The organism is Cyanobium sp. Lug-B (genome assembly GCF_024345635.1).
Lineage (GTDB): Bacteria > Cyanobacteriota > Cyanobacteriia > PCC-6307 > Cyanobiaceae > Cyanobium > Cyanobium minutissimum.
Window position 1 is genome coordinate 39,690 of sequence record NZ_JAGQBM010000009.1, and the last position, 25,061, is coordinate 64,750.

A 25,061-nucleotide genomic window follows, 5' to 3' on the forward strand; every position below is an offset into this window, starting at 1 on the left:
CATCAATGCGGTGCACAGGCAGGCGCGGACTTCGGCATACTGAGATGCATCATGGAGATGGATGGTATCATCACAATCCGGCTTCCGATTGGCTGTTGATGAACGCCCCCGTACGCCGCGGCGTACGCAACACCCCCGTACGTGTCAGCCCGGGCGGCTCTCCGGCCCATCCCCTGGTCACCGTCGTCGTGGTGTTCCGCGAGCGGCACAGCGTTGCCCTTCGGTCGCTGCACTCAATCCTCGAGCACCGGGACTACCCCTTCGTCCTGCACTACCGCGACAGCCAGTCCCCGCCCTCGGTGCGCCGGGAGCTTGAGGCGGCCGAGGCCCGCGGCGAGCTGAGCCTGTTCCCGGCGGCACCCGGCACCCCCAACCAGCAACGCAACCAGGCGCTGCTGGCCGTGACGACCAAATATGTGTGCTTCATCGACAACGACGTGCTCGTCACCAGGGGCTGGATCGAGACCCTGGTGGCCACGGCGGAGCGAACAGGAGCGGGCATCGTTTTCCCCCTCTACCTGATGGGTGAGTTCGCCGCCGATCGCATCCACATGGCCGGCGGCAAGAACCATCTGTCGGAGAAAGACGGGCAGATCGAATACAACGAAGAGCATCTTTTCGCCAATGCTCCCGCCTCCCGCATCACCCCAACCCTGCAGGCGGGCGACTCCGATTTCGGCGAATTCCATTGCATGCTGCTCAGCATGGCGATGCTCCAGGAGGTGGGCCCCCTTGATGAGGCCTACCTGCAGGTGAATGAGCACATCGACATCGCCATGCTGGCCCGGCAGGCGAACTACCGGGTCATCTTCGAGCCGAAGTCCGTCGTCAGCTACGTCTACGCCAACGAACACTCCCCCTACTGGCTCTGCGACATCGAGCACTTCCGCAGGCGCTGGAGCCATGAGGTGGCGGCCCGGGATGTGGCCCACCTCTCCAGCAAATGGAAGCTGCGCTCCCTCCAGAGCATGACCTCCTTCCTCAACCGCCAGATCGGCAGCATGGAGCCGGTGCAGCCCCGCCCCCGGGAGCCTCTGGCCGAGGCGGCCGCGGCCGTGGACAACCACGTCTATTCCTATGTCCACTCCTTCCCTTTGCTGGTGCGGCAGTGCCTGGCGAACGGCCATTCCCCCCAGGAGATCGCCGAGCTCAACAGGGTGTTCGATGTGGCCGCCGAGCTGCACGGCGGCTCCTTCCGGGGCTCCAAGAAAACCTTCCAGGAGCATGTCGTCCGGGTGGCCAGCGTCCTGGTCGTGCACGGCGCCCCCTTCGACTTGGTCAAGGCCTCCCTGCTGCATGCCGCCTATATGCCCAACACCAGCTCCGGCCGGCACCTGGCTCCCACCGAGCGGAACCGGGCCCTGCTGCGGGAACTGGTGGGCCGCAGGGTGGAGGCCATCGCCCACGCCTACGCGGCCGCCAGCGCCGCGGGCCCCCGTATGGCCCCGCCGCCGGTGATCGAGGAACTGCCGATCGTCAGTGCCCAGGCCAGCGTCGTGCGGATCGCCAACGACATCGAGGATCTGCTCGACCACGCCGCCCTGCTGGAGCGCAAGTCTCTCCAGCACTTCGCCCGGGTTCATGCCTCCCACGGGCCCGTCGCCGAGGCCTGCGGCTACCAGGCCATGGTGGCGGAGTTCGCCGAGCGCCTCCGGCTGGCCGAGGCGGCCCTGACGCCGGGCTCGCAGGATCCGGCGGCGGCGGCCTGGCTGATCGAGCTGCTGCGGGAGCGCTCGCCCCATCCCCTGCTGCAGTCCCATTCCCTCGCCGTGCGCTCGCGGCGGCTGGCGGCCCGCGTCGTGCGCAAGCTCCCCCGCCGGGGTATCCCCCTGCCGCTCAAACGGGCGGCCCGGAAAGTGCTCAGCCCCTTCGGGGTGCTCTGAACCGGAGCCCTGGCGTCCGCCGGGGCTCCGGTTCAGGCGGGCCCCGCCCCCTGACGCTCCAGTACCCCCACGCAGCGCCCGCACAGGCTGGGATGCTCCGGGTGCTGGCCGATGTCGCTCTCGTGGTGCCAGCAGCGCTCGCACTTCGTCCCCGCCGCCCGCGCGATCCGCACCCGCACCCCCTCCTCCTCGGTCTCCGCCAGGAGGGTCTCCGCCGGCGGCGGTCCGCCCACCCGCAGGGCCGAGACCAGCAGCCAGTCGGCCAGGTTGTCGACCTCGGGGTGGGGGCTGGCCTCCACCAGGGCGAGGGCCTCGGGCAGGGTGGCCGCCTCCACCGCCCCATCCGCGGCCGGCGCCTCCAGCTCCAGCTGCACCTGGGCCTCGAGGGAGGCGCCCAGTTCCCCCCGGCCGCGGCAGCCCTCCAGCACCCGGTTCACCTGGGCGCGCAGCTCCAGGATCCGCTGCATCGGCGCCAGCAGCTCCGGCGCCGCCCAGCTCTCCGGCACCGTGGGCCAGCCCCGCTCGAACACCGAGGCTTCGGCCACCGGGTAGGGCAGGTTCTGCCAGATGTCCTCGGCCATGTGGCAGAGCACCGGCGCGATCAGCCCCGCCAGCCGCTCCACCACCAGGTGCAGCACCGTCTGGCAGCTGCGGCGCCGGAAGTCGCCGGCCGCACTCACGTAGAGGCGGTCCTTGGCGATGTCGAGGTAGACGTTGGAGAGATCCACCACGCAGAAGTTCTGCAGGGCCTGGAAGAAGCGGTAGAACTCGTAGCGCTCGAAGTCGGCGTTCACCGCCTCGATCAGGCTGGCGGTGCGCTGCAGCATCCAGCGATCCAGCAGGGGGAGATCCTCGATCGCCACCGCATGCTCGGCGGGCACGAAATCGTGCAGGTTGCCCAGCAGATAGCGGGCCGTGTTGCGCACCTTGCGGTACACATCCGCCAGCTGCTTGACGATCCCGGGCCCCAGCGGCACGTCGGCGGAGTAATCCACCGAGCTCACCCACAGCCGCAGTACGTCGGCGCCGTAGGCCGGCTCCTGCTTCTCGTTCTTGCCCCCCTCCACCAGCACAACGGGGTCCACCACGTTGCCCAGCGATTTGCTCATCTTGCGGCCCTTCTCATCGAGGGTGAAGCCGTGGGTGAGCACCCGCCGGTAGGGGGCCGTCCCGTTCACGGCCACCGAGGTGAGCAGGCTGCTCTGGAACCAGCCGCGGTGCTGGTCGGAGCCCTCCAGGTAGAGATCGGCGGGGTAGCGCAGTCCCCGGCCCTGCAGCACGGCGGCCCAGGAGGAGCCCGAGTCGAACCACACATCCATCGTGTCGGTGCCCTTGCGCCACTGGTCGGCCTGGTCGGCCCAGGCCGGCGGCAGCAGGCCCGCCTCGTCCCGCTCCCACCAGACATCGGCGCCGTGCTCGGCGATCAGGGCCTCGGCGTGGGCCAGGGTGTCGGCGTTGAGCAGCACCTCGCCCGTCTCGCGGTGATAGAAGACCGGGATCGGCACCCCCCAGGAGCGCTGGCGGGAGATGCACCAGTCGCCCCGGTCGCGCACCATCGCCTCGATCCGGTTGCGGCCGCTGGCCGGCAGCCACTCCACCGCCGCGATCGCCTCCAGGGCCTGGGCGCGGAAGCCGTCGACGGAGGCGAACCACTGCTCGGTGGCCCGGAAGATGGTCGGTTTCTTGGTGCGCCAGTCGTAGGGATAGCGGTGTTCGTAGCGCTGCTCGGCCAGCAGCAGGCCGGCATCCCGCAGGGCGGTGATGATCGCCGGGTTGGCGTCCTTGAGCACGTTCAGCCCGGCGAAGGGGCCCGCCTCGGCGGTGAGGGTGCCGGCCTCATCCACCGGGCAGAGCACCGGCAGACCGTATTTGTTGCCGGTGTGGAAGTCGTCGACGCCGTGGCCCGGCGCCGTGTGCACCAGGCCGGTGCCGGTTTCGGTGGTGATGTAGTCGCCGCCGATCACCACCGGGCTGGTGCGATCCAGCAGCGGATGGCGGTACAGGATGCCCTCCAGCTGGGCCCCCTTGAGGGTGAGCAGCGGTTCGAGCGGGCGCTCCAGGCTGGAGCGCAGCGACTCCACCAGCTGGGCGGCCACCACCAGGTAGCGGGGGGTGCCGCCGTTGGTGGTGCCGTCGCGGCAGATGGCGTAATCCAGCTGGCCATTCACCGACACCGCCAGGTTGGCCGGCAGGGTCCAGGGGGTGGTGGTCCAGATGGCCACGAACAGCTGCTCCCGGTGGGCCGCATCGGTGGGTCCGGCGATGCCGGCGTCGGCCAGCAGCCCGGCCAGCGGCGCCGGCAGGTCCACCACCGGAAAGGCCACGTAGACGCTGGGGGAGGTGTGGCCGTCGGGGTACTCCAGCTCGGCCTCGGCCAGGGCGGTGCGGGAGCTGGGGCTCCAGTGCACTGGCTTGAGGCCCCGGTAGATGTGGCCCGCCAGGACCATCTTTCCGAAGACGCCGATCTGGGCCGCCTCGTAGGACTTCTGCAGCGTGAGGTACGGCTCATCCCAGTCGGCCCAGATGCCCCAGCGCCGGAAGCCGCTCCTCTGGGCCTCCACCTGCTCGAGGGCGTAGGCGTGGGCCCGGCGCCGCAGGTCGATGGGGGTGAGCTGCCGCCGCTCCTCGCTGCCCATCCCCTGCAGCACCTTCAGCTCGATCGGCAGGCCGTGGCAGTCCCAGCCCGGCACGAACCGGGCCCGGCGCCCCTGCAGCAGGGCGTGCTTGTTGATGATGTCCTTGAGGATCTTGTTGAGGGCGTGGCCCACGTGCAGGGCGCCGTTGGCGTAGGGCGGGCCGTCATGCAGGGTGAAGGGCTCCCCCGGGTTGCCGCGGCTGAGCCGTCCGTAGAGGTCGTGCTCCTTCCAGAAGGCCTGCAGTTCCGGCTCCCGCACCCGGGCGTTCGCCCGCATCGCGAAGGGCGTCTGCAGCAGGTTGAGCGTGTCCTTGTAGGACGCCGGGCTTGCCGTCACGTCGCCGGGGCGCGAGAAGGCTGGATTATCCCGCCTCGCCGAGACCCTCCTCCGGCAGCGGCGTCGTCGGCTCGGGCGGGGCTTCCGGTGTGGCCTCCGGCGCTGCCTCCGGCGGGGCTTCCGGGATGGCCTGCTCCAGCAGGGCGTCGATCGCCTCGAAGTCGCTGACCACCAGGGGCCCATCGCCGGTCGCCTCGGGCGCCCCGGTGGTCTCCGGCTCGGCCACCTCGGCCACCGCCGTCACCGCCGCCACTTCCTCCACCGCGGCCACCTCCTCCTGGGCCACCTCCGCCGCCACAGCCACTGCGGCGGCCTCCGGTGCCGCTGCTGGGGCGGCAGCGTCCGCCTCGGGCCGCACCCACTTCTTGGTGCTGGTGGGGCGGGCGGCGCGCCGTTCCGCCAGCCAGGCCCCCAGGCCGCTGGCCAGGCCGGCGCCGAGTTGCAGCAGCCGCCCCAGGGAGGCCCCGAGCTGGCTGAGGCTGGTCCGCCAGCGCTCCCACGACCAGAGCCGTTGGCGTTCTTCGTCGGTGAGCATGCGCCAGCGGCCCTGGCCCACCTCCACCCCGAGCCGGCCGATCAGCAGGCCGCCGCAGAGCACCGCCAGCATCGGCGCACCGGTGAGCCGCTCGGCGCTGGTGACGAGCACCAGGCCCAGCAGCAGCACCACCGCCCCCCACACCGAATCCCTGGCCCGGCTCAGCTCCGAGGCCAGCAGGGGCAGCAGCAGCAGCAGCGTGCCGAGCAGCAGGGCCAGGAAGCCTCCGAGGGTGGCAAGCATGGCCGGGGCGACGTCTGGTCCCATTCTGGGCGGTGACCACCGGGGCGCCGCCGCCGACGGATCGCACCAGCCAGTCTGTCTAAAGTCCATCCAGGCCCACCTGGCGGAATTGGTAGACGCGCTGGATTTAGGTTCCAGTGGCTCAGGTCGTGGGGGTTCAAGTCCCCCGGTGGGCATCCCTGACGGATCCGGGCCCCCTTGGGGTGTGCTTTCGAGGGCGCACCTACGCTTCCCATCAATGGGAATGCCTGCATGACGAGCCCTCTCCGCCAGCTCACGGCGCTGCTCCTTGGCGTGGGGCCGCTGCTGGCGGCGGCTCCCGTCCGGGCGCTGGAGGAGATCCAGCTCACCCTGCCCCTGCTCGAGACGGCCTTCACGGTTCAGATCCGCGAGCTGAAGGATCAGCGCACCCTGCTCTCCGGCAACAGTGACCTCGCCGAGCTGGATCGGGCCACCAACGGCGCCATCGGCCGCCGGCTGGTGGAGGCCTTCCAGACGCCCCTGCCCCTGCCGCTCAAGGCCCTCGCCGAGCAGTCGGTGGGTTCACCCCTGGTCAACCAGGTGCTGCTGCTGATCTCCTCGGTGGTGCTGGTGGAGGGGGTGCGCCAGCCGCTCGACTCCAGCCAGCTGGCGGCCTCCCTGGAGAGCAGCCAGGCCAAGGGCAGCCTCAACCTGCTGGAGGTGCTGGAGGCCCTGCCCGGCAAGAGCGCCACGGTGGACTTGCAGCGGGTGGTCTTCGCCATCGATCGACTCACCAGCCAGCAGCGCCTGGGCAACCAGCTGGTGGCCTCCCTGCCCGCCGCCGGGATCAGCCCGGCTCTCAGCCAGGCCGGCCCCCTGGCGGTGAAGCGCCAGGAGCTGGCGATCCCCGTCACCCACCGCCCCAAGCCCCTCCAGGTGGTCACCATCCAGCCGGAAACCGGCTCCAATGGCCGTCTGGTGCTGATCTCCCACGGCCTCTGGGACGACCCCGAAAGCTTCGAGGGCTGGGGCCGGCACCTGGCCAGCCACGGCTACACCGTGCTGCTGCCCCGCCACCCCGGCAGCGACAAGTCGCAGCAGCAGGCCATGCTCTCCGGCCAGGTGCCGCCCCCCAAGCCGGAGGACCTGCGGCTGCGGCCGATGGACATGACCTCCGCCATCGATGCGGCCGCCGCCGGCAGCCTGGGGTTGCCGGCCGGTCTGCGCACCGATGCCGTCGTGGCCATGGGCCAGTCCTACGGCGCCACCACGGTGCTGCAGCTGGCCGGGGCCCGGCCCAGTGCGGCCCTGCTCAAGCGCTTCTGCGACGACGTCACCAATCCGGCCCGCAATGTCAGCTGGGTGCTGCAGTGCAGCTTCCTCAGCTCCGCCGACCAGGCCGGCCTGGCCGATCCCCGGGTCAAGGCGGTGGTGGCGGTCAGCCCGCCGATGTCGCTGCTGTTCGATCAGGGTTCGGGCCGCGCCATGAACGGCCGGGTGCTGCTGGTGAGCGGCAGCCGCGACTGGGTGGTGCCTTCCGGTCCTGAGGCGCTGCGCCCCATGGCGATGGAGGCGCGCAACGCCGGCGGCGGCCACCGGCTCGTGCTGGCCAAGGATGGCGACCACTTCAACCTGCGCTCCCACTTCGCTGACGGCGGCGGCGCCCTGCGGGGGCTGCTGCTCGCCTGGACCGACGGCGCCTTTGCCGCCGGTGCCGCGGTGGCCCCGGCCCCGGACGCGCCGTCGCTGCTGCCCCCCGATGGCTGGGGAGCCACCGAGTTCCCCCTGGTGGACATCACCGGCAGCCTGCGCAGCCTGCCGCTCGGCCCCAACCAGCCGTGATCACGCCGACCCGGGTCGCCCTGTCGCGCCCACCGGGCGTCTTCCGTAATCTGGGGCCTCCGATGGGGATCCGGACCTGGCCCAGGTCATGACAGACACGCTGGCACCCACGTCCGCCTCCGTGGCTTCGACCACGCCCGTGCCGCGGCTCAGTGTCCCCAGGGAGTACCTGGATCCCCCCGCCGCCTGGAACCCCACGGTGGGCCTCTTCCTGGCGGGCTATGGCCTGGCGGCCCTGACGATCTGGGGCTGGTTCGTGGGGGGCTGGCCCCTGCCGGCCCTGCTGGCCCTGGGCTTCCTGGCCCTGCACCTGGAGGGCACCGTCATCCACGACGCCTGCCACAACGCCGCCCATCCCAACCGCATCTGGAACGCGGTGATGGGCCATGGGGCGGCCCTGCTGCTGGGCTTCAGCTTCCCGGTGTTCACCCGGGTGCATCTGCAGCACCACGCCCACGTCAACGACCCCAAGCTCGATCCCGACCACATCGTCAGCACCTTCGGGCCCCTGTGGCTGATCGCGCCGCGCTTCTTCTATCACGAGGTCTTCTTCTTCCGCCATCGCCTCTGGCGCCACAACGAGCTGTTCGAGTGGGTCCTGGCCCGCACCATCTTCGTGCTGATCGTGGTGGCGGCCGCCCGGCATAACTTCCTGCCGTTCGTCTTCAACTGCTGGTTCGCCCCGGCCCTGATGGTGGGCGTCACCCTCGGTCTGTTCTTCGATTACCTCCCCCACCGGCCCTTCCAGTCCCGCAACCGCTGGCACAACGCCCGCGTCTACCCGAGCAGGCTGATGAACTGGCTGATCATGGGCCAGAACTACCACCTGATTCACCATCTCTGGCCGTCGATCCCCTGGTTCGAGTACCAGCCGGCGTATCACGCCACCAAGCCGATTCTCGATGCCAAGGGTTCACCCCAGCGGCTGGGATTGTTCGAGAGCCGCGCCGACAGTCTCAACTTCCTTTACGACATCTTTCTGGGCGTGCGCTCCCACAAGAAGCGCCGCAGCCGTCTGCGTCCCCTGGTCCGGTTGATGCCCACCCGCCATGCCCGCCGGCGGGTGCTTGAACTGCTGCACCGCACCGCCATCTTGCCGGTGCGCTGAGCGCCTTGTCACCGCCGTCCGGTTTCAGTCGCCCAGAATCTTCGGCACCCGGAAGAAATCCCCCTCCCGCTGGGGGGCCAGGGACAGCAGCTCCTCGCGCACCGGGGTGGGATCCACCGCGTCGGGGCGGGTGACGTTGACCACCTCCACCGCCCGGGTGGTGGGGGGCACCCCTTCGGTGTCCACCTGCTCGAGATGGGCGACGTAGTCGAGGATCCGCTCCAGCTGAACGGTGTAGGTGGCGATCCGCTCCTCGGGCAGGGCCAGGCGGGCCAGCTGGGCCACCTTGCGCACATCGTCGGCCGTGATCCGCTCCATCGTCGCGCTCGTCGTCGTCGTCCGAACCTAGCCGCGGCCGTCGCCGCCTCAGCCCGCTTCCCCGTCCGGCCCCAGGAAGTCGGCCAGGTCGTCGGCCAGGGCCGCCGCCGCCAGCTCCAGGAAGCGGGCGCCATGCTCGGCGCTGGCCAGGAACGGGTCGGAGCCCATGCGGCCATCGGGATGGCGGCGGCGGAAGTCCTCGGGGCCATGGATCGGCCCGGCCGGGGCCGCCTCCGGCAGCGGCCGCTGCTTGGCGCCCAGGCTGGGCTCCAGGTGCAGGGTGAGGGCGATCTCGCTGGGGGTGGCATGGTGCCCCTCCCGCTCGCCGTAGCGATCGCGCGCCTCCCGCATCACCGGGCCGGCGGTGAACCAGTTGGCCAGACGGCAGCGCAGCCGCTCGGCGCCCGGCAGCCCCCGGGAGGCGGCGGTGCCGTAGGCCTGGGCGAAGGCGGCCCGGGCGGTGGCGATGTTGCCGCCGTGGCCGTTGATCACGTAGATGCGCTCGAAGCCGTGGCGGGCCAGGGAGAGCACCACGTCATGGAGCACGGCCAGCAGGGTGGAGGGCTGCAGGCTGATGGTGCCGGCGAAGCCCAGATGGTGCTCGGCCATGCCGAAGGCCTGGGCGGGCGTCACCAGCACCCCGGTGCGGCGTCCCACCTCCAGGGCCACGGCTTCGGCAGTGAGGGCGTCGGTGCCGATGGCACCGGTGGGCCCGTGCTGCTCGGTGGAGCCCAGCGGCACGATCACCCCCCGGCAGCGGCTGAGGTAGTCCTCCACCTCGGGCCAGCTGCGCAGCTGCAGCCGGATCTCCTCGTTGCTGGCCACGGGGCCCGGAACCGTGCTGGGGCCTGGAGCGGTGCTGGGCATCGATCGGGTCATGGTGAACATGGCGGCCGGCGCCGTGCTGCCTAGGATCGACCCTATCCGCGGCGTCACGATGCTGCATCGCAAGCTCGACCGTTTTCGCCTGGAGCAGCGGCCGGTCTGGGTCTACCTGCTGGATCAGCAGCGCTGGATCGAGCGGGCCCTGGTGGTGGAGATCGAGGGCGATCTGGTCACCCTCCGCTACGACGATGAGGACGGCGACGAGCGCCACAGCTGGGAGGAGAGCGTCCGGCTGGCCTCGATCGGGGCCGTCAGCACCCGGCTGGCCTCGGTGAGCCGCTCCGCCGATGCCGACGACCTGCCCACCACCGGCGACTGTCCCGAGGCCGAACGGCTCGGCAGTTCCTGATCGGTGGCCCGACGGCCGCCAGCGGGCCGAACTCAGTGGGCGGTGCCGTTGCCGTCGTAGTCGTCGGTGTCGTAGTAGCCCCCCTTGGTGCCGAAGAACAGGGTGGTCAGCACGAACAGGCCGCTGACGGCCAGAAGCACGGTGCCGAGGTTGAAGCTGGCGGTTTCCATGGTGGGGCGTTGATCAGGAGGTAGGGCTGTTCAGCGCTGAGGCCAGTGTGGCCCGTCGGCGCGTCCACCGCTCCCCGGGGCGGCCTCCGGTCCGCTTCCCCGCACCGTCGGCGGTTCCGTGGGGCGTCAGGCGAGGTGGGCGCTGAGCAGCTCGAGGTCCTGGGCGTAGAAATCCCGGATCGAGCCGATCAGGGACGGAGACAGCGCCCGGCGCGCTTCCTCGGCCAGGCCCTGCTCCGAGGCGTTGACCTTCACCGGGCTGTCTTCGCTGACGAAGCCCTTCTCCTGAAGCCAGGAATCCAGCCGGCTCAGATGGCTGACCTCATCAACGATCAGGTGGCCGGATTCGTCGAACAGCCACCAGCTCTGGGGCCGGAAGATGAAATCAACCCGATGCAGGCTCTGCTGAAACAGCCAGTCCTCACAGAAGGTCCGAAAATCCGTCAGAGCCCAGCGCGGGGGCCTGTGCAGCGGAAACTGGGACACCAGCTCGGTGCCGCCGCGAAGCGAGAAGCAGTAGGCCGAAATCAGTCGCTCGACGGGACAGCGAACGAAGGCGACGGAGGTTCGGGCGGCATAGAGGCGATCGCCCAGCAGCTTGCGCCGGATGAAATCGGCATAGAGGTGCCCGAGGGGGCGGCCGTGGATCAGGGTGGCGGCATAGGTGCCCCCGCACCGGGGGACGTGCACAAAGATGTACCCGGACTTCAGGTAATCGAGGCGGGCCTTCAGGCCTGTCCGGGTGAAGCGCAGCCGATCGAGAATGGAGTAGCGCTTCGCCATGGCCGCCGAACGTTATCCCTTGGTTAAGACCTGGTTAAGCCAGCCGAGTCCCTCCCCGCCGTACCAAGGGACACGGGATGCAAAACGCAACGGAAAAGCCAGCGACCTGGCTGCAGACTCGGCCGGAGGCCGCCCCATGGTGACCAGCTGCCACGCCCCTCCGGTTCCTCCCCTCCCCCCGTCCTTCTTCGCCCGCCCCGCCGAGGTGGTGGCCCCGGAGCTCATCGGCTGCCTGCTGCTGCGGCGTCAGCCGTCGGGCGCCCTGCGCTGGGGCGTGATCGTCGAGACCGAGGCCTACTGCCAGAGCGAGCCTGCCTGCCACGGCCACCGCCGCCGCTCGGCGAGCAACGACACCCTCTTCGGGGAGCCCGGCCGGTTCTACGTCTACCTGACCTACGGCGTGCACCACTGCGTCAACGTGGTCACCGGCCGTCCCGACTGGGCCAACGGGGTGCTGCTGCGGGCGGCCGCCCTGCCGGGGGAGCCGGAGCGGGCGGCGGCCGGCCCCGGCCTGCTGGCCCGCTGCTTCGCCATCGACCGCCGTCAGGACGGCCGGATCGCCGCGCCGGCCTCGGGCCTGTGGCTGGCCTCGCGGCTGCCCGATGTGGCGGCGCTGCTGGAGGGGCCAGGGCCCCAGGGGGAGGCGCCGCTGCTGCAGACCCAGCGCATCGGCGTTTCCCAGGGGCAGGAGCTGCCCTGGCGCTGGTACCTGCGCGCCAGCCGCAGCGTCAGCCGGCGCGCCCGCGGCGATCGCACGCCCCGCCAGGATGGGCTCGCCGCCCTGCTGGCCTCTACGGTTGGGGCGTTCGACGGGAGCAGAACGCCTTGAGCGGCTGGAGTCACCGCCATGTGCTCGACCTGGCGTCCTTCTCGGTCGACGACTTCGCCACCGTTCTCGAACTGGCCCAGCGCTTCCGGGCCCTGCCGGTGGCCGGCGCCCGGCGCCTGCCCGCCCTCCAGGGCCGGCTGATGACCAGCCTCTTCTTCGAGCCCAGCACCCGCACCCGCAGCAGCTTCGAGCTGGCCGCCAAACGGCTCTCGGCGGAGGTGCAGAGCTTCTCGCCGTCGTCGAGCTCCCTCAGCAAGGGGGAGAGCCTGCTGGACACCGCCCGCACCTACGTGGCGATGGGCGCCAACATCCTGGTGGTGCGCCACCGCTGCGCCGGGGTGCCCCACAGCCTGGCCCGCGACCTCGACCGCTGCGGCGAGCGGGTGTCGGTGCTCAGCGCCGGTGACGGCCTGCACAGCCACCCCAGCCAGGGCCTGCTCGACCTGTTCACCCTGGCGCGCCACTTCGAGCCCGAGGCCCCCTCCCCCGCCAGCCTGCGGGGCCGCCGCATCGTCATCGTCGGCGACGTGCTCCATTCCCGGGTGGCCCGCTCCAACCTCTGGGCCCTCACCGCTTGCGGCGCCGACGTGGTGCTCTGCGGGCCGGCCACCCTGCTGCCCGACTGCTTCGCCGACTTCGTGCTGGCCCCGCCGCCGGGCCAGGGGGCCGACCCGGTGGCCGCCCGGGGCCGGGTGCGGGTCGAGCGGCGCCTGGAGGAGGCCCTGCCCGGGGCGGATGCCGTCATGACCCTGCGTCTGCAGAAGGAGCGGATGCAGCAGCACCTGCTCACCAGCCTGGACACCTACCACCGCCAGTACGGGCTCAGCCACCGGCGCCTGGCCCTCTGCGGCGACGCCGTGCCGGTGCTGCACCCCGGCCCGGTGAACCGGGGGGTGGAGATCGCCGGTGAACTGCTCGACGATCCCGGCCGCAGCCTGGTGGAGGAGCAGGTCCGCAACGGCATTCCCATCCGGATGGCCCTCCTCTATCTGCTGGCCGCCGTCTGAGGGCTCAGCCCGTCGGAAGGCGCCTCGGGCCCCTCAGAGCAGCTTGAAGCCATCCAGCAGCAGGCCGTAGAGAAGGCCCATGCGGGCCATGTCCAGCACCTGCAGCCGCAGTTTCAGCGGCTGGACCAGCAGCCGGCCCCGCAGCCGGGCCGCCACTTCGATGGCCAGCACGCACACCAGGGCGCCGAGGGGATCGAACAGGGACAGGGCGCCGGTGATGGAGCCGACGCTGCCGCCGATCACGAAGCCGCCCAGCAGCACGATCAGCAGCAGGGAAAGGCGGCGCCAGGGATTTTCAGCCCAGGCCTCCAGCAGGTTGCCGGACTGGGTGATCCGCTGCTGAAATCGGGTCTGCTGGAAGCGGGGAGGCAACGGTGCGAACCTGCCGCTGGGTGGAAAGGGGGAGCAGGGGGCTCACCACCCGAGGGTGGAAAGCCACTGGCGGTGATCCCCATCACCCGGCCCAATCCCTGCGATCTCTTGTCTACACCATCTCTGGCGTCTTGACAGCATTTTCCCCCCACCGATAGGGGATGCCAATAAAAAAGCCCGAGGCCGAGGCCCGGGCGGGGTGATGGGGACGACACCAGCAAACCAATCTCCAGCGGGTCGGGCAAGGGGGGGCAGCCGCTGACCGGAGCGTCCCTGCAGGGGCTTGACGGGTGGCGTGGTCGTTCTCAGACGTCGCGATTCAGCCGTCCCCGTCCTTCTTGCGGGATCCCTTGCCTTCCAGCAGTTCCAGCAGGGCTTCCATCTGGGCCATCACCCCCCGCACCTCCCCGGCCTCCGGCAGCAGGCCGTCCTCCATGACGCCCTGGTGCATCTCCCGCAGCTCCTGGCGGATGTAGCGCAGATGACTGACAACCTGTTCGCGCTTGGACTGCGACATTGAGCGGGCCCCTGATCAACCCCCTCTTTTACCCCATCGCCGATTCACTTCCGTCCGAACCGCTCCTTGGCCTGCTGGTAGAAGGCGAGATCCACACCGTCCAGCCCAGCCTCGCGGGCCAGGGATTCGATCTTGCGCCGGATGATCGGCCGCACCAGGAACGGGATCTCCTTCAGGCTGGTTTCGGCGTCGCTGCTCCAGTCCATCGGCAGGTGTGGGCGTGGGCCTGGGCTGCCGGGAGCCCGGCCGGGGAGAATGGTGGATGGAGAATAGGGGACTCGAACCCCTGACCTCTGCGGTGCGATCGCAGCGCTCTACCAGCTGAGCTAATTCCCCTTCGATCGCCATTATCACCATCCCGTCCCCCTCCCCGGCCGCCCCCTTGGTTGATTCCAGCCTGTCCATCACCCCCGAGCGGCTCGCGGCCTTCGATGAGGCGTCCATCGCCGAGCTCGCCCGACGCCTCGAGGACGACGACTACCCCACCCCGTTCGCGGGCCTGGCCGACTGGCACCTGCTGCGGGCCCTGGCCATCCACCGCCCCGACCTGATCCGGCCCTACGTCCATCTGGTGGATCAGGAACCTTTCGATGAGGAGTGAGGAGGACGCCCTTGCGGGACGGCGGGTGCTGGTGCTGATCAGCGGCAGCATCGCCGCCGTCAAGCTGCCCCAGCTGGTCAGCGCCCTGGTGCAGCGGGGGGCCCTGGTGCGCTGTGTGCTCAGCCCCGCCGCCGAGCGGCTGGTGAGCGGGGTGGCCCTGGCCAGCCTCAGCCGCTCCCCCTGCCACATCGAGGCCGACCAGTGGAGCCACCGGGAGGCCCGGCCCCTGCACATCGCCCTGGCCGAGTGGGCCGAGGTGGTGCTGCTGGCCCCCCTCAGCTCCACCAGCCTGGCCCGCTGGGTGCACGGCATGGCCGACACCCTGCTGGCCAGCACCCTGATCGCCTGCGAGGCCCCCGTGGTGGCCGCCCCGGCCATGAACAGCGCCATGTGGGCCGCCCCTGCGGTGCGCCGCAACTGGCGGGAGCTGCAGGACTGGGGGCGGGTGCTGCCCCTGGAGCCGGGCAGCGGCCTGCTGGCCTGCGACCGGGTGGGTGATGGGCGCATGGCGGACCCGGCGCTGCTGCTGCTGGCGCTGGAGTCGGTGATGCTGGCCGGCTGCCGCCGCGACTGGGCCGGGCGCCGCCTGCTGGTCAGTGCCGGCCCCACCCGGGAGGCCCTCGATCCGGCCCGCTGCCTCACCAACCCCAGCACTGGACGCATGGGCGTGCTGCTGGCCCAGGCCGCCCGCCTGCGCGGTGCCAGCGTCGATCTGGTGCATGGCCCGCTGGCGGTCGATCCGGCCTGGCTGGAGGGTCTCCAGCGCCACCCCGTGGTCACCGCCGCTGAGATGGAAACGGCCCTGCTGCGGCTTCAGGGGGGCGCTGACGCCATCGCCATGGCCGCCGCCGTCGCTGACCACCGTCGCCGCAGCCCCGAGGGCCACAAGCTCCCCAAGGAGGCCCTGGAGGCTTCCCTCACCGGTGGCTGGGAGCCGGTGCCCGATCTGCTGGCGGCCCTGGTGCAGAGCCGGCCGCCGGCCCAGGCGATCCTGGGGTTCGCCGCCCAGAGCGGTGAGGTGCTCGAAGAGGCCCGCGCCAAGTTCGCCCGCAAGGGCTGCGATCTCCTGTTCGCCAACCCGATCGACCGCCCCGGGGCGGGGTTCGGGTCGGCCGGCAACGAGGGCTGGCTGCTGGGGCCGGGATCCGGGGAGCGCCGCCTGGAGCCCATGGGCAAGCTGGCCCTGGCCCACCGGCTGCTCTCAGCGCTGGCGGAAGCGGCGGCCCTCAGGACTCCGGTTCGGGCGCCAGCAGATCCATGAACGTGCGCAGCTGCAGCCGGGGGATGTAGGGCCAGCCGCCGCTGCTCTCCATCTCGGAGAGCAGGGTGAACAGGCCGTTGCGGTCGCCGGGGAGGCTGCTGCGGAAGGGGCCGTCCTGGATGGTGCGGTGCAGGTGCTCGATGCGGCGGAGCAGATCGAGCAGGGCTTCGGGCTGCTCGGCGCGCTGCTCGGCGATCCTCAGCAGGGTGTCGAGGGCCCCCTGGAGCTCGGGGTCGGCAGCTGGGTCGAAGGCTGGGTCGGGCGCGGGCGCGGGTGCGGACGCGGTTGCGGACTGCGGCGGGGAGGGCGTGGATTCGTCGATCGGGTGGGTGCGGCTCAGGGTCATCTCCCTCTCATACAGGTTGTTGAGAGCCCACGCAAGCCACCTGGAATGGGCGTTTTGCACCGGTAGGATCCCGGCCAGCCCAGTTCCCGTTCCGTCTCTGCGGCTTCTCCCCATGCGTTTCCGTCCCCTGCTGGCCCTCGTGCTGGCTCTGTGCCTGACCCTGGTGTCCGCATGCAGCGGCGGGGCCAAGGCCGTTGATCGGGCCAACCTCACCTACGAAGACATCCACAACACCGGTCTGGCGAACGACTGCCCGACCCTGCCCGATTCCGCCCGCGGCACGATCTCCCTGGATCCCTCGGCCACCTACCAGCTCAAGGAGATCTGCATGCACCCCTCCGAGGTGTTCGTGAAGGGGGAGCCCGCCAACAAGCGCCAGGAAGCCCAGTTCGTCGCCGGCAAGATCCTCACCCGCTACACCTCCAGCCTTGATCAGGTCTACGGCGACCTCAAGGTCAGCGGTGACAAGCTCACCTTCAAGGAACTGGGTGGCATCGACTTCCAGCCGATCACCGTGCTGATGCCCGGCGGTGAGGAAGTGCCCTTTATGTTCTCCAGCAAGGAGCTCAAGGCCTCCGCCGCCGGCACCGCCTTCTCCACCAGCACCGACCTCAAGGGCGAGTACCGCGCCCCCAGCTACCGCACCAGCAACTTCCTGGATCCCAAGGGCCGCGGCCTGACCACCGGCTACAGCAGCGCCGTGGGTCTGGTGCCCGCCGGCGATGAGTTCGCCGGGGAAACCGTCAAGCGCTACGTGGATGGCTCCGGCACCATGGACCTCTCGATCACCAAGGTCGATCCCAGCACCGGCGAGTTCGCCGGGGTGTTCACCGCCATCCAGCCCTCCGACACCGACATGGGCACCAAGGCCGTCGTCGACGTCAAGATCACCGGCGAGCTCTACGGCCGCCTTGAGCAGGTCTGAGTCCAAGGCAGGGCCCTAACCGGCTCCTCGACAACCCGTTGATTCCAGGGGCCCGCGGGCCCCTTTTTTTGGGCCGCCCTTTTTCACGGCCGAAGGTTGGTCTGGGAGGATGGGCCCATTCCCTGTGCAGCCCCGGCCCGTCGCCATGACGCTCGCCAACACCGCCGCCCGCTCCGATCTGATCGCCCCCCACGGCGGCAGCCTCGTCGATCTGATGGTGCCGTCCGACCAGCGGGCCGCGGCGGTGGAGGAGGCCCGCGCCTCGGTGGACAAGGTGCTGGAGTGCAGCCACCGCAACGCCTGCGACGTGGAGCTGCTGATCGTGGGCGGCTTCTCGCCCCTGCGCGGCTTCATGCACCAGGAGGACTACGACGCGGTGGTGGCCGGCCACCGCACCACCAGCGGCCTGCTGTTCGGCCTGCCGATCGTCTTCGACACCGACGACGCCTCCATCGCCGTGGGCCAGCGGCTGCTGCTCACCTACCAAGGCCAGGACCTGGCCGTGCTCACCGTGGAGAGCCGCTGGGAGCCCGACAAGGTGGTCGAGGCCAAGGGCTGCTACGGCACCACCTCCCTGGAGCACCCGGCGGTGCGCATGATCGCCACCGAGCGCGGTCGCTATTACCTGGGCGGAAGTCTGCAGGGTCTGGCCCTGCCGGAGCGGGTGTTCCCCTGCAGCACCCCGGTGGAGGTGCGCGCCACCCTGCCGGCGGGCCAGGACGTGGTGGCCTTCCAGTGCCGCAACCCCATCCACCGGGCCCACTACGAGCTGTTCACCCGCGCCCTCGAGGCCCCCAACGTCAGCAAGGGGGGGGTGGTGCTGGTGCACCCCACCTGCGGTCCCACCCAGGAGGACGACATCGCCGGAGAGGTGCGCTTCGCCACCTACGAACGGCTGGCCGCCGAGGTGGACAACCCCCGCATCCGCTGGGCCTACCTCCCCTACGCGATGCACATGGCCGGCCCCCGGGAGGCCCTGCAGCACATGATCATCCGCAAGAACTACGGCTGCACCCACTTCATCATCGGCCGCGACATGGCCGGCTGCAAATCGTCCCTCACCGGCGAGGACTTCTACGGCCCCTACGAGGCCCAGGACTTCGCCCGTGACCAGGCCACCGAACTCGGCATGGAGACGGTGCCCTCCCTCAACCTCGTCTACACCGAGGAGGAGGGCTACGTCACCGCCGAGCACGCCCAGGCCCGGGGGCTGCACATCCGCAAGCTGAGCGGCACCCAGTTCCGCCAGATGCTGCGCGGCGGCGAGGAGATCCCGGAATGGTTCGCCTTCCGTAGCGTGGTGGAGGTGCTCAGGGCCGCGGCCTGAGCCCCGTCCGACCCCGGACGGCGATTAACATTCTGTTACTTTCACTCTCACACAGGAGACAGGGTCGTGAAGAAACGCTGGCGCAACGCGGGGCTCTACGTGCTCCTGGTGATCGTGATGATCGCCGTGGGCACCGCCTTCCTGGAGCGGCCCGATCCGGCCCGCGCCCCCCGCACCCTGCGCTACAGCGACTTCGTCGAGGCCGTCCAGGCCAACGAGATCTCGAGGGTGCTGATCTCCCCCGACCGCGGCACCGCCCAGGTGGTGGAGAACGACGGCCAGCGCGCCGTGGTGAACCTCGCCCCCGACAAGGACCTGCTCAAGCTGCTCACCGACCACAACGTCGACATCGCCGTGCAGCCCAACCGGGAGCCGGCGGCCTGGCAGCAGGCGATCGGCAGCCTGATCTTCCCGCTGCTGCTGCTCGGTGGCCTGTTCTTCCTGCTGCGGCGCGCCCAGGGCGGCGGCGGCAACCCGGCCATGAACTTCGGCAAGAGCAAGGCCCGGGTCCAGATGGAACCCCAGACCCAGGTCACCTTCGGTGACGTGGCCGGCATCGAGGGCGCCAAGCTCGAGCTCACCGAGGTGGTCGACTTCCTCAAGAACCCCGATCGCTTCACCGCCGTCGGCGCCAAGATTCCCAAGGGCGTGCTGCTGGTGGGCCCTCCCGGCACCGGCAAGACCCTGCTGGCCAAGGCCGTGGCCGGTGAGGCGGGCGTGCCGTTCTTCTCGATCTCCGGTTCGGAGTTCGTCGAGATGTTCGTGGGCGTCGGCGCCAGCCGGGTGCGCGACCTGTTCGAGCAGGCCAAGAAGAACGCCCCCTGCATCGTCTTCATCGACGAGATCGACGCCGTGGGCCGCCAGCGCGGCGCCGGCCTCGGCGGCGGCAACGACGAGCGGGAGCAGACCCTCAACCAGCTGCTCACCGAGATGGACGGCTTTGAGGGCAACACCGGCATCATCATCGTGGCGGCCACCAACCGTCCCGACGTGCTCGATTCGGCCCTGATGCGGCCGGGCCGCTTCGATCGCCAGGTGGTGGTCGACCGTCCCGACTACGCCGGCCGCCTCCAGATCCTGGGTGTTCATGCCCGCGGCAAGACCCTCGCCAAGGACGTCGACCTCGACAAGGTGGCCCGCCGCACCCCCGGCTTCACCGGTGCCGACCTGGCCAACCTGCTCAACGAAGCGGCCATCCTCGCCGCCCGCCGCCAGCTGACCGAAGTGTCGATGGATGAGGTCAACGACGCCATCGAGCGCGTCATGGCCGGCCCGGAGAAGAAGGACCGGGTGATGAGCGAGCGCCGCAAGCGCCTGGTGGCCTACCACGAATCCGGCCACGCCCTGGTGGGTGCCCTGATGCCCGATTACGACCCCGTCCAGAAGATCAGCATCATTCCCCGCGGCCAGGCCGGCGGCCTCACCTTCTTCACCCCCAGTGAGGAGCGCATGGAGTCGGGCCTCTACTCCCGCTCCTACCTGCAGAACCAGATGGCCGTCGCCCTCGGTGGCCGGGTCGCCGAGGAGATCGTCTACGGCGAGGACGAAGTCACCACCGGGGCCTCCAACGACCTGCAGCAGGTGGCCCGCGTCGCCCGCCAGATGGTCACCCGCTTCGGCATGAGCGACCGCCTCGGCCCGGTGGCCCTGGGCCGCGCCCAGGGGGGCATGTTCCTCGGCCGCGACATCGCCGCCGAGCGCGACTTCTCCGAGGACACCGCCGCCGCCATTGATGAGGAGGTCTCCCAGCTGGTGGCCGACGCCTACCGCCGCGCCACCGAGGTGCTGCTCGCCAACCGGGCCGTGCTCGATGAGCTGGCCGAGCTCCTGGTCGAGAAGGAGACCGTGGATGCCGAGGAGCTCCAGGAGCTGCTGATCTCCCGCGATGTGACGGTGGCCGCCTACGTCTAGGCCCCCCTGCGAGTCCCTGATCCAGTCGTTGCACCACCAGCCCCTGCTGGTGGTGCTTCGTGCTGAGCGGCCAGCGCTGCTGGCCCCCCAGCTGGGCCAGCTGGCCGCGCTGGGGGTGCGCCATGTGGAGATCGCCTGGGGGCCCTCGCCGGCCTGGATCCCCGACTGCCGGCGCCTGATCGAGGCGTATCCCGATCTGCGTCTGGGGGCGGCCTCGATCTGCACCCCCGCGGCCCTGGCGGCGGCCCTGGAGGCGGGTTTCTCCTACGGCGTCTCCCCCGTCCTGGAGGCGGAACTGCTGGAGACGGCGGCCATGGCCCGCTTCGCCCTGGTTCCCGGGGTGATGACACCCACGGAGGTGAACCGGGCCCGCTCCCTGGGCTGTCCGATCGTCAAGCTGTTCCCCGCCGCCAGCGTCGGCATCGGCCACTGGCGGCGCCTGCGGGATCCGCTGGGCCCACCGCTCCCCTTCTGCATCGCCGCCGGCGGTCTCGGTCCCGCCGATGTGCGTCCCTGGCTGGAGGCCGGGGTCGGTGCCGTCGCCCTGGGCTCGTCGCTGGTGGCCCAGGGGCCGGAGACCCTGCGGCAGGTGCTGGCGGAACTGCCGCCGCGGCCCTGAGCCGGCGGCTTACCAGAGGCTGCACTGGCCCTGCTGGCGCAGCAGGTGATCGGCCAGCACCAGGGCCACCATCGCCTCCACCATCGGCACGGCCCGGGGCAGCACGCAGGGGTCGTGGCGTCCCTTCGCCGCCAGGGTGGTGGCGGCGCCGGTGGCATCGATGGTCTGCTGCTCCTTGCGGATCGTGGCCGTGGGTTTGAACGCCACCCGCAGCTGGATCTCCTCCCCGTTGCTGATGCCCCCCTGGATGCCGCCCGAGTTGTTGGTGGCGGTCCGCAGGCGGCCGTCGTCGCTGGGCAGGAAGGCGTCGTTGTGCTCGCTGCCGCGCAGCACGGTGCCGCCGAAGCCGGAGCCGATCTCGAAGCCCTTGGTGGCCGGCAGCGACATCACCGCCTTGGCCAGATCCGCCTCCAGTTTGTCGAACACCGGCATGCCAAGGCCCACCGGCGGCCGCCGCACCAGGCATTCGATCACCCCGCCGCAGGAATCCCCGTCCCGCCCGATCGCCTCGATGCGCTCGATCATCCGTTCGGCGGTGGCGGCGTCGGGGCAGCGCACGATGTTGGCCTCCACCGCCTCCAGGCTCACGCTGGCGGGATCGATCTGGGCCTCGATGGTGTGAATCCGGCGCACCCAGGCGATCACCTCGGTGCCGTGGGTGCGGGCCAGCAGCTGTTTGGCCACCGCACCAGCGGCCACCCGGCCGATCGTTTCCCGGGCCGAGGCGCGGCCGCCGCCGCTGCGGGCCTGGATGCCGTACTTGGCCTGGTAGGTGGCGTCGGCGTGGGAGGGCCGGAAGGCCACCTGCATCTCCTGATAGTCGCCGGGGCGCTGGTCCTTGTTGCGGACCACCATGGCGATCGGCGTCCCGAGCGTGACCCCGTCGAGCAGGCCGCTGAGGATCTCGACCCGGTCCTCCTCCTTGCGGGGGGTGGTGATGCGGCTCTGGCCGGGCCGGCGTCGGTCGAGATCGGCCTGGATCTGCTCCAGATCCAGGGGCAGCCGGGGGGGACAGCCATCGATGATCACCCCCACCCCACCGCCGTGGGATTCGCCGAACGTGCTGATCCGGAAAAGATCGCCGAAACTGCTGCCCATCGCACCGCCCTGCCCATCGGGCTTTCCGAAGCAGGGAGCCTACCCAGCCGGACCGCGTCGCCATGAACCGCGTCGCCATGAAAAAAACCCCTGCTCGCGCAGGGGGTTGGAAGGTTCCAGAAATCTGGAGGGGCAGGATCAGCCGATCGCCGGGGCGGTCAGGGCCACAGGGGTGGCGCTGGCAGCGGCCAGGTCGAGGGGGAAGTTGTGCGCGTTGCGCTCGTGCATCACTTCCATGCCGAGGCCGGCACGGTTGAGCACGTCGGCCCAGGTGTTGATGACCCGGCCCTGGCCATCCAGGATGGACTGGTTGAAGTTGAAGCCGTTCAGGTTGAAGGCCATCGTGCTCACGCCCAGGGCGGTGAACCAGATGCCGATCACGGGCCAGGCAGCCAGGAAGAAGTGCAGGCTGCGGCTGTTGTTGAACGAGGCGTACTGGAAGATCAGGCGACCGAAGTAGCCGTGGGCGGCCACGATGTTGTAGGTCTCTTCCTCTTGGCCGAACTTGTAGCCGTAGTTCTGGGACTCGCTCTCGGTGGTTTCACGCACCAGGGAGGAGGTCACCAGGGAGCCGTGCATGGCGGAGAACAGGGAGCCACCGAACACACCGGCCACACCCAGCATGTGGAAGGGGTGCATCAGGATGTTGTGCTCAGCCTGGAACACCAGCATGTAGTTGAAGGTGCCGCTGATGCCGAGGGGCATGCCGTCGGAGAAGGAACCCTGACCGAAGGGGTAGATCAGGAACACGGCGCTGGCGGCCGCCACGGGGGCGGAGTAGGCGACGCAGATCCAGGGGCGCATGCCGAGGCGGTAGGAGAGTTCCCACTCGCGGCCCATGTAGGCGAAGACGCCGATCAGGAAGTGGAAGACCACCAGCTGGTAGGGGCCACCGTTGTACAGCCACTCGTCGAGGCTGGCGGCTTCCCAGATGGGGTAGAAGTGCAGGCCGATGGCGTTGCTGGAAGGAACAACAGCGCCGGAGATGATGTTGTTGCCGTACATCAGGGAGCCGGCGACGGGCTCACGGATGCCGTCGATGTCGACAGGGGGCGCCGCGATGAAGGCGACGATGAAGCAGATGGTGGCGGCCAGGAGGGTGGGGATCATCAGCACACCGAACCAACCGACGTAGAGACGGTTGTTGGTGGAGGTGACCCACTCACAGAACTGGTTCCACACCGAAGCGCCGGAGCGCTGCTGGAGAGTGGCGGTCATGAGTGCGTAGAAGGAAGACACCGAGCACTGGCGCGGAAACGCCGCGTCGGTGGAAGGAGATGGGGGCGGAATTCCGTCCCCCGCAGCACTGTAACAGTGTGTTGCGGAGTGTGAGGGCCGCCTTCATGAAGAAAAGCTTTGCTTCGTGGTGGGCGCCTCCCGCGACCCCCCTCCCAGGCTCCCCTCGCCGGCCCCCTGCCCCCGGGCGGCCGGCCCCCCACCGGCGGCCCGGGCGCGCTTGTTAGCGTCCGGGGACCCCCTCGAGCCGCGTCAGCCGTGAGCGATCAACGGGTGCTGCTCGTGCGGCTGCCCTGCAATCCGATCTTCCCGATCGGCCCGATCTATCTGGCCGATCACCTGCACAAGTGCTTCCCCACGCTGCCCCAGCGGATCCTGGATCTGGCGGCCGTGCCTCTCCTCGACGTGCAGCGGGTGCTCCTGGAGGTGGTCGACCAGTTCCGGCCCACCCTGCTGGTGTTCTCCTGGCGGGACATCCAGATCTACGCCCCGGTCGATGGCCGGGGCGGCAATCCGCTGCAGAACTCCTTCGAGGTGTTCTATTCCGCCAATCCCCTCAAGCGCCTGCGGGGGGCGATCGGCGGGCTGCGGCTGATGGGTTCCTATTACGGCGAGCTGTGGCGCAACCTGCGGCTGGTGCGCCGGGGTCTGCGGCGCGCCCGCCGGCACAACCCCGGGGCCCGGGTGGTGATCGGCGGCGGGGCGGTGAGCGTCTTTTACGAGCAGCTCGGCCGCGGCCTGCCCAACGGCTCCGTGGTGTCGGTGGGGGAAGGGGAAGGGCTGCTGGAGAAACTGATCCGCGGCCAGTCGCTCGCTGGCGAACGCTGCTATGTGGTGGGCGAGGCCCCCCGTCCGGGCCTGATCCACGAGCAGCCGGCGGGCCTGGAGAAGACCGCCTGCGACTACGCCTACATCGAAGCGATCTGGCCCCAGCTGAACTGGTACCTCGACGGCGGTGACTTCTACGTCGGCGTCCAGACCAAGCGCGGCTGCCCCCACAACTGCTGCTACTGCGTCTATACCGTGGTGGAGGGCAAGGCCGTGCGCGTCAACCCGATCGCCGAGGTGGTGCGGGAGATGCGCCAGCTGTATGACCGGGGCGTGCGGGGCTTCTGGTTCACCGATGCCCAGTTCATCCCAGCCCGGCGCTACATCGACGACGCCAAGGACCTGCTGCGGGCCATTCAGGCGGAGGGCCTCACGGACATCCGCTGGGCGGCCTACATCCGTGCCGACAATCTCGATGCCGAGCTGGCCCAGCTGATGGTGGCCACGGGGATGAGCTACTTCGAGATCGGCATCACCTCGGGCTCCCAGGAGCTCGTCCGCAAGATGCGCATGGGCTACAACCTGCGCACGGTGCTGGAGAACTGCCGGATGCTGGCGGCAGCCGGCTTCCGGGAGCATGTCTCCGTCAACTATTCGTTCAACGTGATCGACGAACGGCCCGAGACCATCCGCCAGACGATCGCCTATCACCGGGAACTGGAGCGCATCTTCGGTGCCGCTTTGGTGGAGCCCGCGATCTTCTTCATCGGCCTCCAGCCCCACACCCACCTGGAGCAGTACGCCTTCGACCAGGGGATGCTCAAGCCCGGCTACGACCCGATGAGCCTCATGCCCTGGACGGCCCGCAAGCTGCTGTGGAACCCGGAACCGATGGGTCGGGTGTTCGGCCGGATCTGCCTGGAGGCCTTTGAGCGCAATCCGGCCGACTTCGGCCGCACCGTGATGGACCTGCTCGAGCGGGAGTACGGCGTGGCTCCCCTGGAGCAGGCGCTGCGGGCGCCGGTGGAGGGGCGCCGGGCCCTGGCCACGGCGACGCTCTGAGCGGAAAGCAACAGGACCCCAGTCACGATTGACGCAACGAACAGTCGTGACTCTTTGGGTCGCCTACCTTTACGGGGCGGTCCAGCGGTGGTTTCAGGCCCCTGTCCTGCAAGCCTGCCCCCACCCAGGTTCC

The 25,061-nt window shown here is 70.0% G+C and carries 25 protein-coding genes and 2 tRNA genes; 14 read left to right on the forward strand and 13 right to left on the reverse strand.

Annotated elements, in window-relative coordinates:
* Positions 1–98: 98 nt before the first annotated feature.
* Positions 99–1,883: a glycosyltransferase family 2 protein gene (locus KBY81_RS03785; RefSeq protein ID WP_254975663.1), complete on the forward strand. Its 1,785-nt coding sequence runs from the start codon at positions 99–101 to the stop codon at positions 1,881–1,883.
* Between the two features lie 32 nt (positions 1,884–1,915).
* Here the strand turns inward: KBY81_RS03785 and ileS are convergent, their stop codons facing one another.
* Positions 1,916–4,855 (reverse strand): isoleucine--tRNA ligase, encoded by a 2,940-nt coding sequence (ileS, locus tag KBY81_RS03790; protein ID WP_315858467.1) that lies wholly within the window; start codon positions 4,853–4,855, stop codon positions 1,916–1,918.
* 25 nt (positions 4,856–4,880) lie between these two features.
* On the reverse strand, positions 4,881–5,633 hold the full coding sequence (locus KBY81_RS03795) for a Ycf66 family protein (RefSeq protein WP_254975664.1): 753 nt from the start codon (positions 5,631–5,633) through the stop codon (positions 4,881–4,883).
* A 94-nt stretch (positions 5,634–5,727) separates the two neighbouring features.
* On the opposite strand from KBY81_RS03795, the gene KBY81_RS03800 reads away from it, so the two are divergent.
* The 3 genes from KBY81_RS03800 to crtR all read left to right on the forward strand — a co-directional run bounded on the left by KBY81_RS03800 (position 5,728) and on the right by crtR (position 8,544).
* Positions 5,728–5,809 (forward strand) — tRNA-Leu (locus KBY81_RS03800).
* A 76-nt stretch (positions 5,810–5,885) separates the two neighbouring features.
* A complete protein-coding gene (locus KBY81_RS03805; protein ID WP_106220775.1) occupies positions 5,886–7,436 on the forward strand; it encodes an alpha/beta hydrolase in 1,551 nt (516 codons plus the stop codon).
* Positions 7,437–7,524: 88 nt separating this feature from the next.
* On the forward strand, positions 7,525–8,544 hold the full coding sequence (gene crtR / locus KBY81_RS03810; protein WP_254975665.1) for a beta-carotene hydroxylase: 1,020 nt from the start codon (positions 7,525–7,527) through the stop codon (positions 8,542–8,544).
* Between the two features lie 24 nt (positions 8,545–8,568).
* Here crtR and gatC read toward each other — a convergent pair whose 3' ends face one another.
* Together gatC and KBY81_RS03820 are read right to left on the reverse strand one after the other, a co-directional pair.
* Positions 8,569–8,862: an Asp-tRNA(Asn)/Glu-tRNA(Gln) amidotransferase subunit GatC gene (gatC, locus tag KBY81_RS03815; protein ID WP_106220773.1), complete on the reverse strand. Its 294-nt coding sequence runs from the start codon at positions 8,860–8,862 to the stop codon at positions 8,569–8,571.
* Between the two features lie 48 nt (positions 8,863–8,910).
* Complete coding sequence (locus tag KBY81_RS03820) at positions 8,911–9,729, reverse strand: creatininase family protein (RefSeq protein ID WP_106221102.1); 819 nt, start codon at positions 9,727–9,729, stop codon at positions 8,911–8,913.
* Positions 9,730–9,799: 70 nt separating this feature from the next.
* Between KBY81_RS03820 and KBY81_RS03825 the strand changes: the two genes are divergently transcribed.
* Complete coding sequence (locus KBY81_RS03825; RefSeq protein WP_015109479.1) at positions 9,800–10,096, forward strand: DUF6679 family protein; 297 nt, start codon at positions 9,800–9,802, stop codon at positions 10,094–10,096.
* Positions 10,097–10,128: 32 nt separating this feature from the next.
* Here the strand turns inward: KBY81_RS03825 and KBY81_RS03830 are convergent, their stop codons facing one another.
* Together KBY81_RS03830 and KBY81_RS03835 are read right to left on the reverse strand one after the other, a co-directional pair.
* Positions 10,129–10,266 (reverse strand): hypothetical protein, encoded by a 138-nt coding sequence (locus KBY81_RS03830; protein ID WP_015109478.1) that lies wholly within the window; start codon positions 10,264–10,266, stop codon positions 10,129–10,131.
* Positions 10,267–10,392: 126 nt separating this feature from the next.
* On the reverse strand, positions 10,393–11,049 hold the full coding sequence (locus KBY81_RS03835; RefSeq protein ID WP_254972529.1) for a hypothetical protein: 657 nt from the start codon (positions 11,047–11,049) through the stop codon (positions 10,393–10,395).
* A gap of 136 nt (positions 11,050–11,185) precedes the next feature.
* On the opposite strand from KBY81_RS03835, the gene KBY81_RS03840 reads away from it, so the two are divergent.
* Both KBY81_RS03840 and KBY81_RS03845 read left to right on the forward strand, forming a co-directional pair.
* Entirely contained in the window at positions 11,186–11,878 is a 693-nt protein-coding gene (locus KBY81_RS03840) for a DNA-3-methyladenine glycosylase (RefSeq protein ID WP_254975666.1), read from the forward strand.
* On the forward strand, positions 11,875–12,885 hold the full coding sequence (locus tag KBY81_RS03845; RefSeq protein ID WP_106220770.1) for an aspartate carbamoyltransferase catalytic subunit: 1,011 nt from the start codon (positions 11,875–11,877) through the stop codon (positions 12,883–12,885). The genes KBY81_RS03840 and KBY81_RS03845 overlap by 4 nt, the downstream gene beginning before the upstream one ends.
* A 33-nt stretch (positions 12,886–12,918) precedes the next feature.
* On the opposite strand, the gene KBY81_RS03850 is transcribed toward KBY81_RS03845, so the two are convergent.
* The 4 genes from KBY81_RS03850 to KBY81_RS03865 form a co-directional block, all read right to left on the reverse strand.
* Positions 12,919–13,257, reverse strand: a complete 339-nt coding sequence (locus KBY81_RS03850) for a DUF565 domain-containing protein (protein ID WP_254975667.1) — start codon at positions 13,255–13,257, stop codon at positions 12,919–12,921.
* Positions 13,258–13,576: 319 nt separating this feature from the next.
* Complete coding sequence (locus tag KBY81_RS03855) at positions 13,577–13,774, reverse strand: hypothetical protein (protein ID WP_015109473.1); 198 nt, start codon at positions 13,772–13,774, stop codon at positions 13,577–13,579.
* A gap of 44 nt (positions 13,775–13,818) precedes the next feature.
* Complete coding sequence (locus tag KBY81_RS03860) at positions 13,819–13,980, reverse strand: PCP reductase family protein (protein WP_106220768.1); 162 nt, start codon at positions 13,978–13,980, stop codon at positions 13,819–13,821.
* 57 nt (positions 13,981–14,037) lie between these two features.
* A tRNA-Ala gene (locus tag KBY81_RS03865) sits at positions 14,038–14,110 on the reverse strand.
* A 46-nt stretch (positions 14,111–14,156) separates the two neighbouring features.
* Between KBY81_RS03865 and KBY81_RS03870 the strand changes: the two genes are divergently transcribed.
* The gene (locus tag KBY81_RS03870; protein WP_106220767.1) at positions 14,157–14,375 is read left to right on the forward strand and encodes a DUF2555 domain-containing protein; all 219 of its coding nucleotides are present in this window, start codon (positions 14,157–14,159) and stop codon (positions 14,373–14,375) included.
* Entirely contained in the window at positions 14,365–15,636 is a 1,272-nt protein-coding gene (gene coaBC, locus KBY81_RS03875; RefSeq protein ID WP_254975668.1) for a bifunctional phosphopantothenoylcysteine decarboxylase/phosphopantothenate--cysteine ligase CoaBC, read from the forward strand. Before KBY81_RS03870 ends, coaBC begins: the two co-directional genes overlap by 11 nt.
* Here coaBC and KBY81_RS03880 read toward each other — a convergent pair.
* Positions 15,602–15,982: a hypothetical protein gene (locus tag KBY81_RS03880; RefSeq protein ID WP_254975669.1), complete on the reverse strand. Its 381-nt coding sequence runs from the start codon at positions 15,980–15,982 to the stop codon at positions 15,602–15,604. The two genes, coaBC and KBY81_RS03880, sit on opposite strands and share 35 nt — an antisense overlap.
* Before the next feature lie 112 nt (positions 15,983–16,094).
* On the opposite strand from KBY81_RS03880, the gene psbO reads away from it, so the two are divergent.
* The 4 genes from psbO (at position 16,095) to KBY81_RS03900 (ending at position 20,764) form a co-directional block, all read left to right on the forward strand.
* Positions 16,095–16,907: a photosystem II manganese-stabilizing polypeptide gene (gene psbO / locus KBY81_RS03885; protein WP_254972521.1), complete on the forward strand. Its 813-nt coding sequence runs from the start codon at positions 16,095–16,097 to the stop codon at positions 16,905–16,907.
* A 145-nt stretch (positions 16,908–17,052) separates the two neighbouring features.
* On the forward strand, positions 17,053–18,234 hold the full coding sequence (gene sat, locus KBY81_RS03890) for a sulfate adenylyltransferase (protein WP_254975670.1): 1,182 nt from the start codon (positions 17,053–17,055) through the stop codon (positions 18,232–18,234).
* 66 nt (positions 18,235–18,300) lie between these two features.
* The gene (ftsH3, locus tag KBY81_RS03895; RefSeq protein ID WP_190611446.1) at positions 18,301–20,145 is read left to right on the forward strand and encodes an ATP-dependent zinc metalloprotease FtsH3; all 1,845 of its coding nucleotides are present in this window, start codon (positions 18,301–18,303) and stop codon (positions 20,143–20,145) included.
* Positions 20,146–20,173: 28 nt separating this feature from the next.
* Positions 20,174–20,764 (forward strand): bifunctional 4-hydroxy-2-oxoglutarate aldolase/2-dehydro-3-deoxy-phosphogluconate aldolase, encoded by a 591-nt coding sequence (locus tag KBY81_RS03900; protein WP_254975671.1) that lies wholly within the window; start codon positions 20,174–20,176, stop codon positions 20,762–20,764.
* A 9-nt stretch (positions 20,765–20,773) separates the two neighbouring features.
* On the opposite strand, the gene aroC is transcribed toward KBY81_RS03900, so the two are convergent.
* Complete coding sequence (gene aroC, locus KBY81_RS03905) at positions 20,774–21,862, reverse strand: chorismate synthase (RefSeq protein WP_254975672.1); 1,089 nt, start codon at positions 21,860–21,862, stop codon at positions 20,774–20,776.
* 138 nt (positions 21,863–22,000) lie between these two features.
* Entirely contained in the window at positions 22,001–23,080 is a 1,080-nt protein-coding gene (gene psbA / locus KBY81_RS03910; RefSeq protein WP_015109068.1) for a photosystem II q(b) protein, read from the reverse strand.
* Between the two features lie 276 nt (positions 23,081–23,356).
* Between psbA and KBY81_RS03915 the strand changes: the two genes are divergently transcribed.
* Positions 23,357–24,928: a photosystem II high light acclimation radical SAM protein gene (locus KBY81_RS03915; RefSeq protein ID WP_254975673.1), complete on the forward strand. Its 1,572-nt coding sequence runs from the start codon at positions 23,357–23,359 to the stop codon at positions 24,926–24,928.
* The last annotated feature ends 133 nt before the right edge of the window (positions 24,929–25,061 follow it).

Excerpts from the sequence above, each read along its gene's own strand:
- KBY81_RS03785 (WP_254975663.1), top strand. The coding sequence starts at position 99 with ATGAACGCCCCCGTACGCCGCGGCGTACGCAACACCCCCGTACGTGTC.
- KBY81_RS03795 (WP_254975664.1), bottom strand. The coding sequence starts at position 5,633 with ATGCTTGCCACCCTCGGAGGCTTCCTGGCCCTGCTGCTCGGCACGCTG.
- KBY81_RS03805 (WP_106220775.1), top strand. The coding sequence starts at position 5,886 with ATGACGAGCCCTCTCCGCCAGCTCACGGCGCTGCTCCTTGGCGTGGGG.
- crtR (WP_254975665.1), top strand. The coding sequence starts at position 7,525 with ATGACAGACACGCTGGCACCCACGTCCGCCTCCGTGGCTTCGACCACG.
- gatC (WP_106220773.1), bottom strand. The coding sequence starts at position 8,862 with ATGGAGCGGATCACGGCCGACGATGTGCGCAAGGTGGCCCAGCTGGCC.
- KBY81_RS03820 (WP_106221102.1), bottom strand. The coding sequence starts at position 9,729 with ATGCCCAGCACCGCTCCAGGCCCCAGCACGGTTCCGGGCCCCGTGGCC.
- KBY81_RS03825 (WP_015109479.1), top strand. The coding sequence starts at position 9,800 with ATGCTGCATCGCAAGCTCGACCGTTTTCGCCTGGAGCAGCGGCCGGTC.
- KBY81_RS03830 (WP_015109478.1), bottom strand. The coding sequence starts at position 10,266 with ATGGAAACCGCCAGCTTCAACCTCGGCACCGTGCTTCTGGCCGTCAGC.
- KBY81_RS03835 (WP_254972529.1), bottom strand. The coding sequence starts at position 11,049 with ATGGCGAAGCGCTACTCCATTCTCGATCGGCTGCGCTTCACCCGGACA.
- KBY81_RS03840 (WP_254975666.1), top strand. The coding sequence starts at position 11,186 with ATGGTGACCAGCTGCCACGCCCCTCCGGTTCCTCCCCTCCCCCCGTCC.
- KBY81_RS03855 (WP_015109473.1), bottom strand. The coding sequence starts at position 13,774 with ATGTCGCAGTCCAAGCGCGAACAGGTTGTCAGTCATCTGCGCTACATC.
- KBY81_RS03860 (WP_106220768.1), bottom strand. The coding sequence starts at position 13,980 with ATGGACTGGAGCAGCGACGCCGAAACCAGCCTGAAGGAGATCCCGTTC.
- coaBC (WP_254975668.1), top strand. The coding sequence starts at position 14,365 with ATGAGGAGTGAGGAGGACGCCCTTGCGGGACGGCGGGTGCTGGTGCTG.
- KBY81_RS03880 (WP_254975669.1), bottom strand. The coding sequence starts at position 15,982 with ATGACCCTGAGCCGCACCCACCCGATCGACGAATCCACGCCCTCCCCG.
- psbO (WP_254972521.1), top strand. The coding sequence starts at position 16,095 with ATGCGTTTCCGTCCCCTGCTGGCCCTCGTGCTGGCTCTGTGCCTGACC.
- sat (WP_254975670.1), top strand. The coding sequence starts at position 17,053 with ATGACGCTCGCCAACACCGCCGCCCGCTCCGATCTGATCGCCCCCCAC.
- aroC (WP_254975672.1), bottom strand. The coding sequence starts at position 21,862 with ATGGGCAGCAGTTTCGGCGATCTTTTCCGGATCAGCACGTTCGGCGAA.
- psbA (WP_015109068.1), bottom strand. The coding sequence starts at position 23,080 with ATGACCGCCACTCTCCAGCAGCGCTCCGGCGCTTCGGTGTGGAACCAG.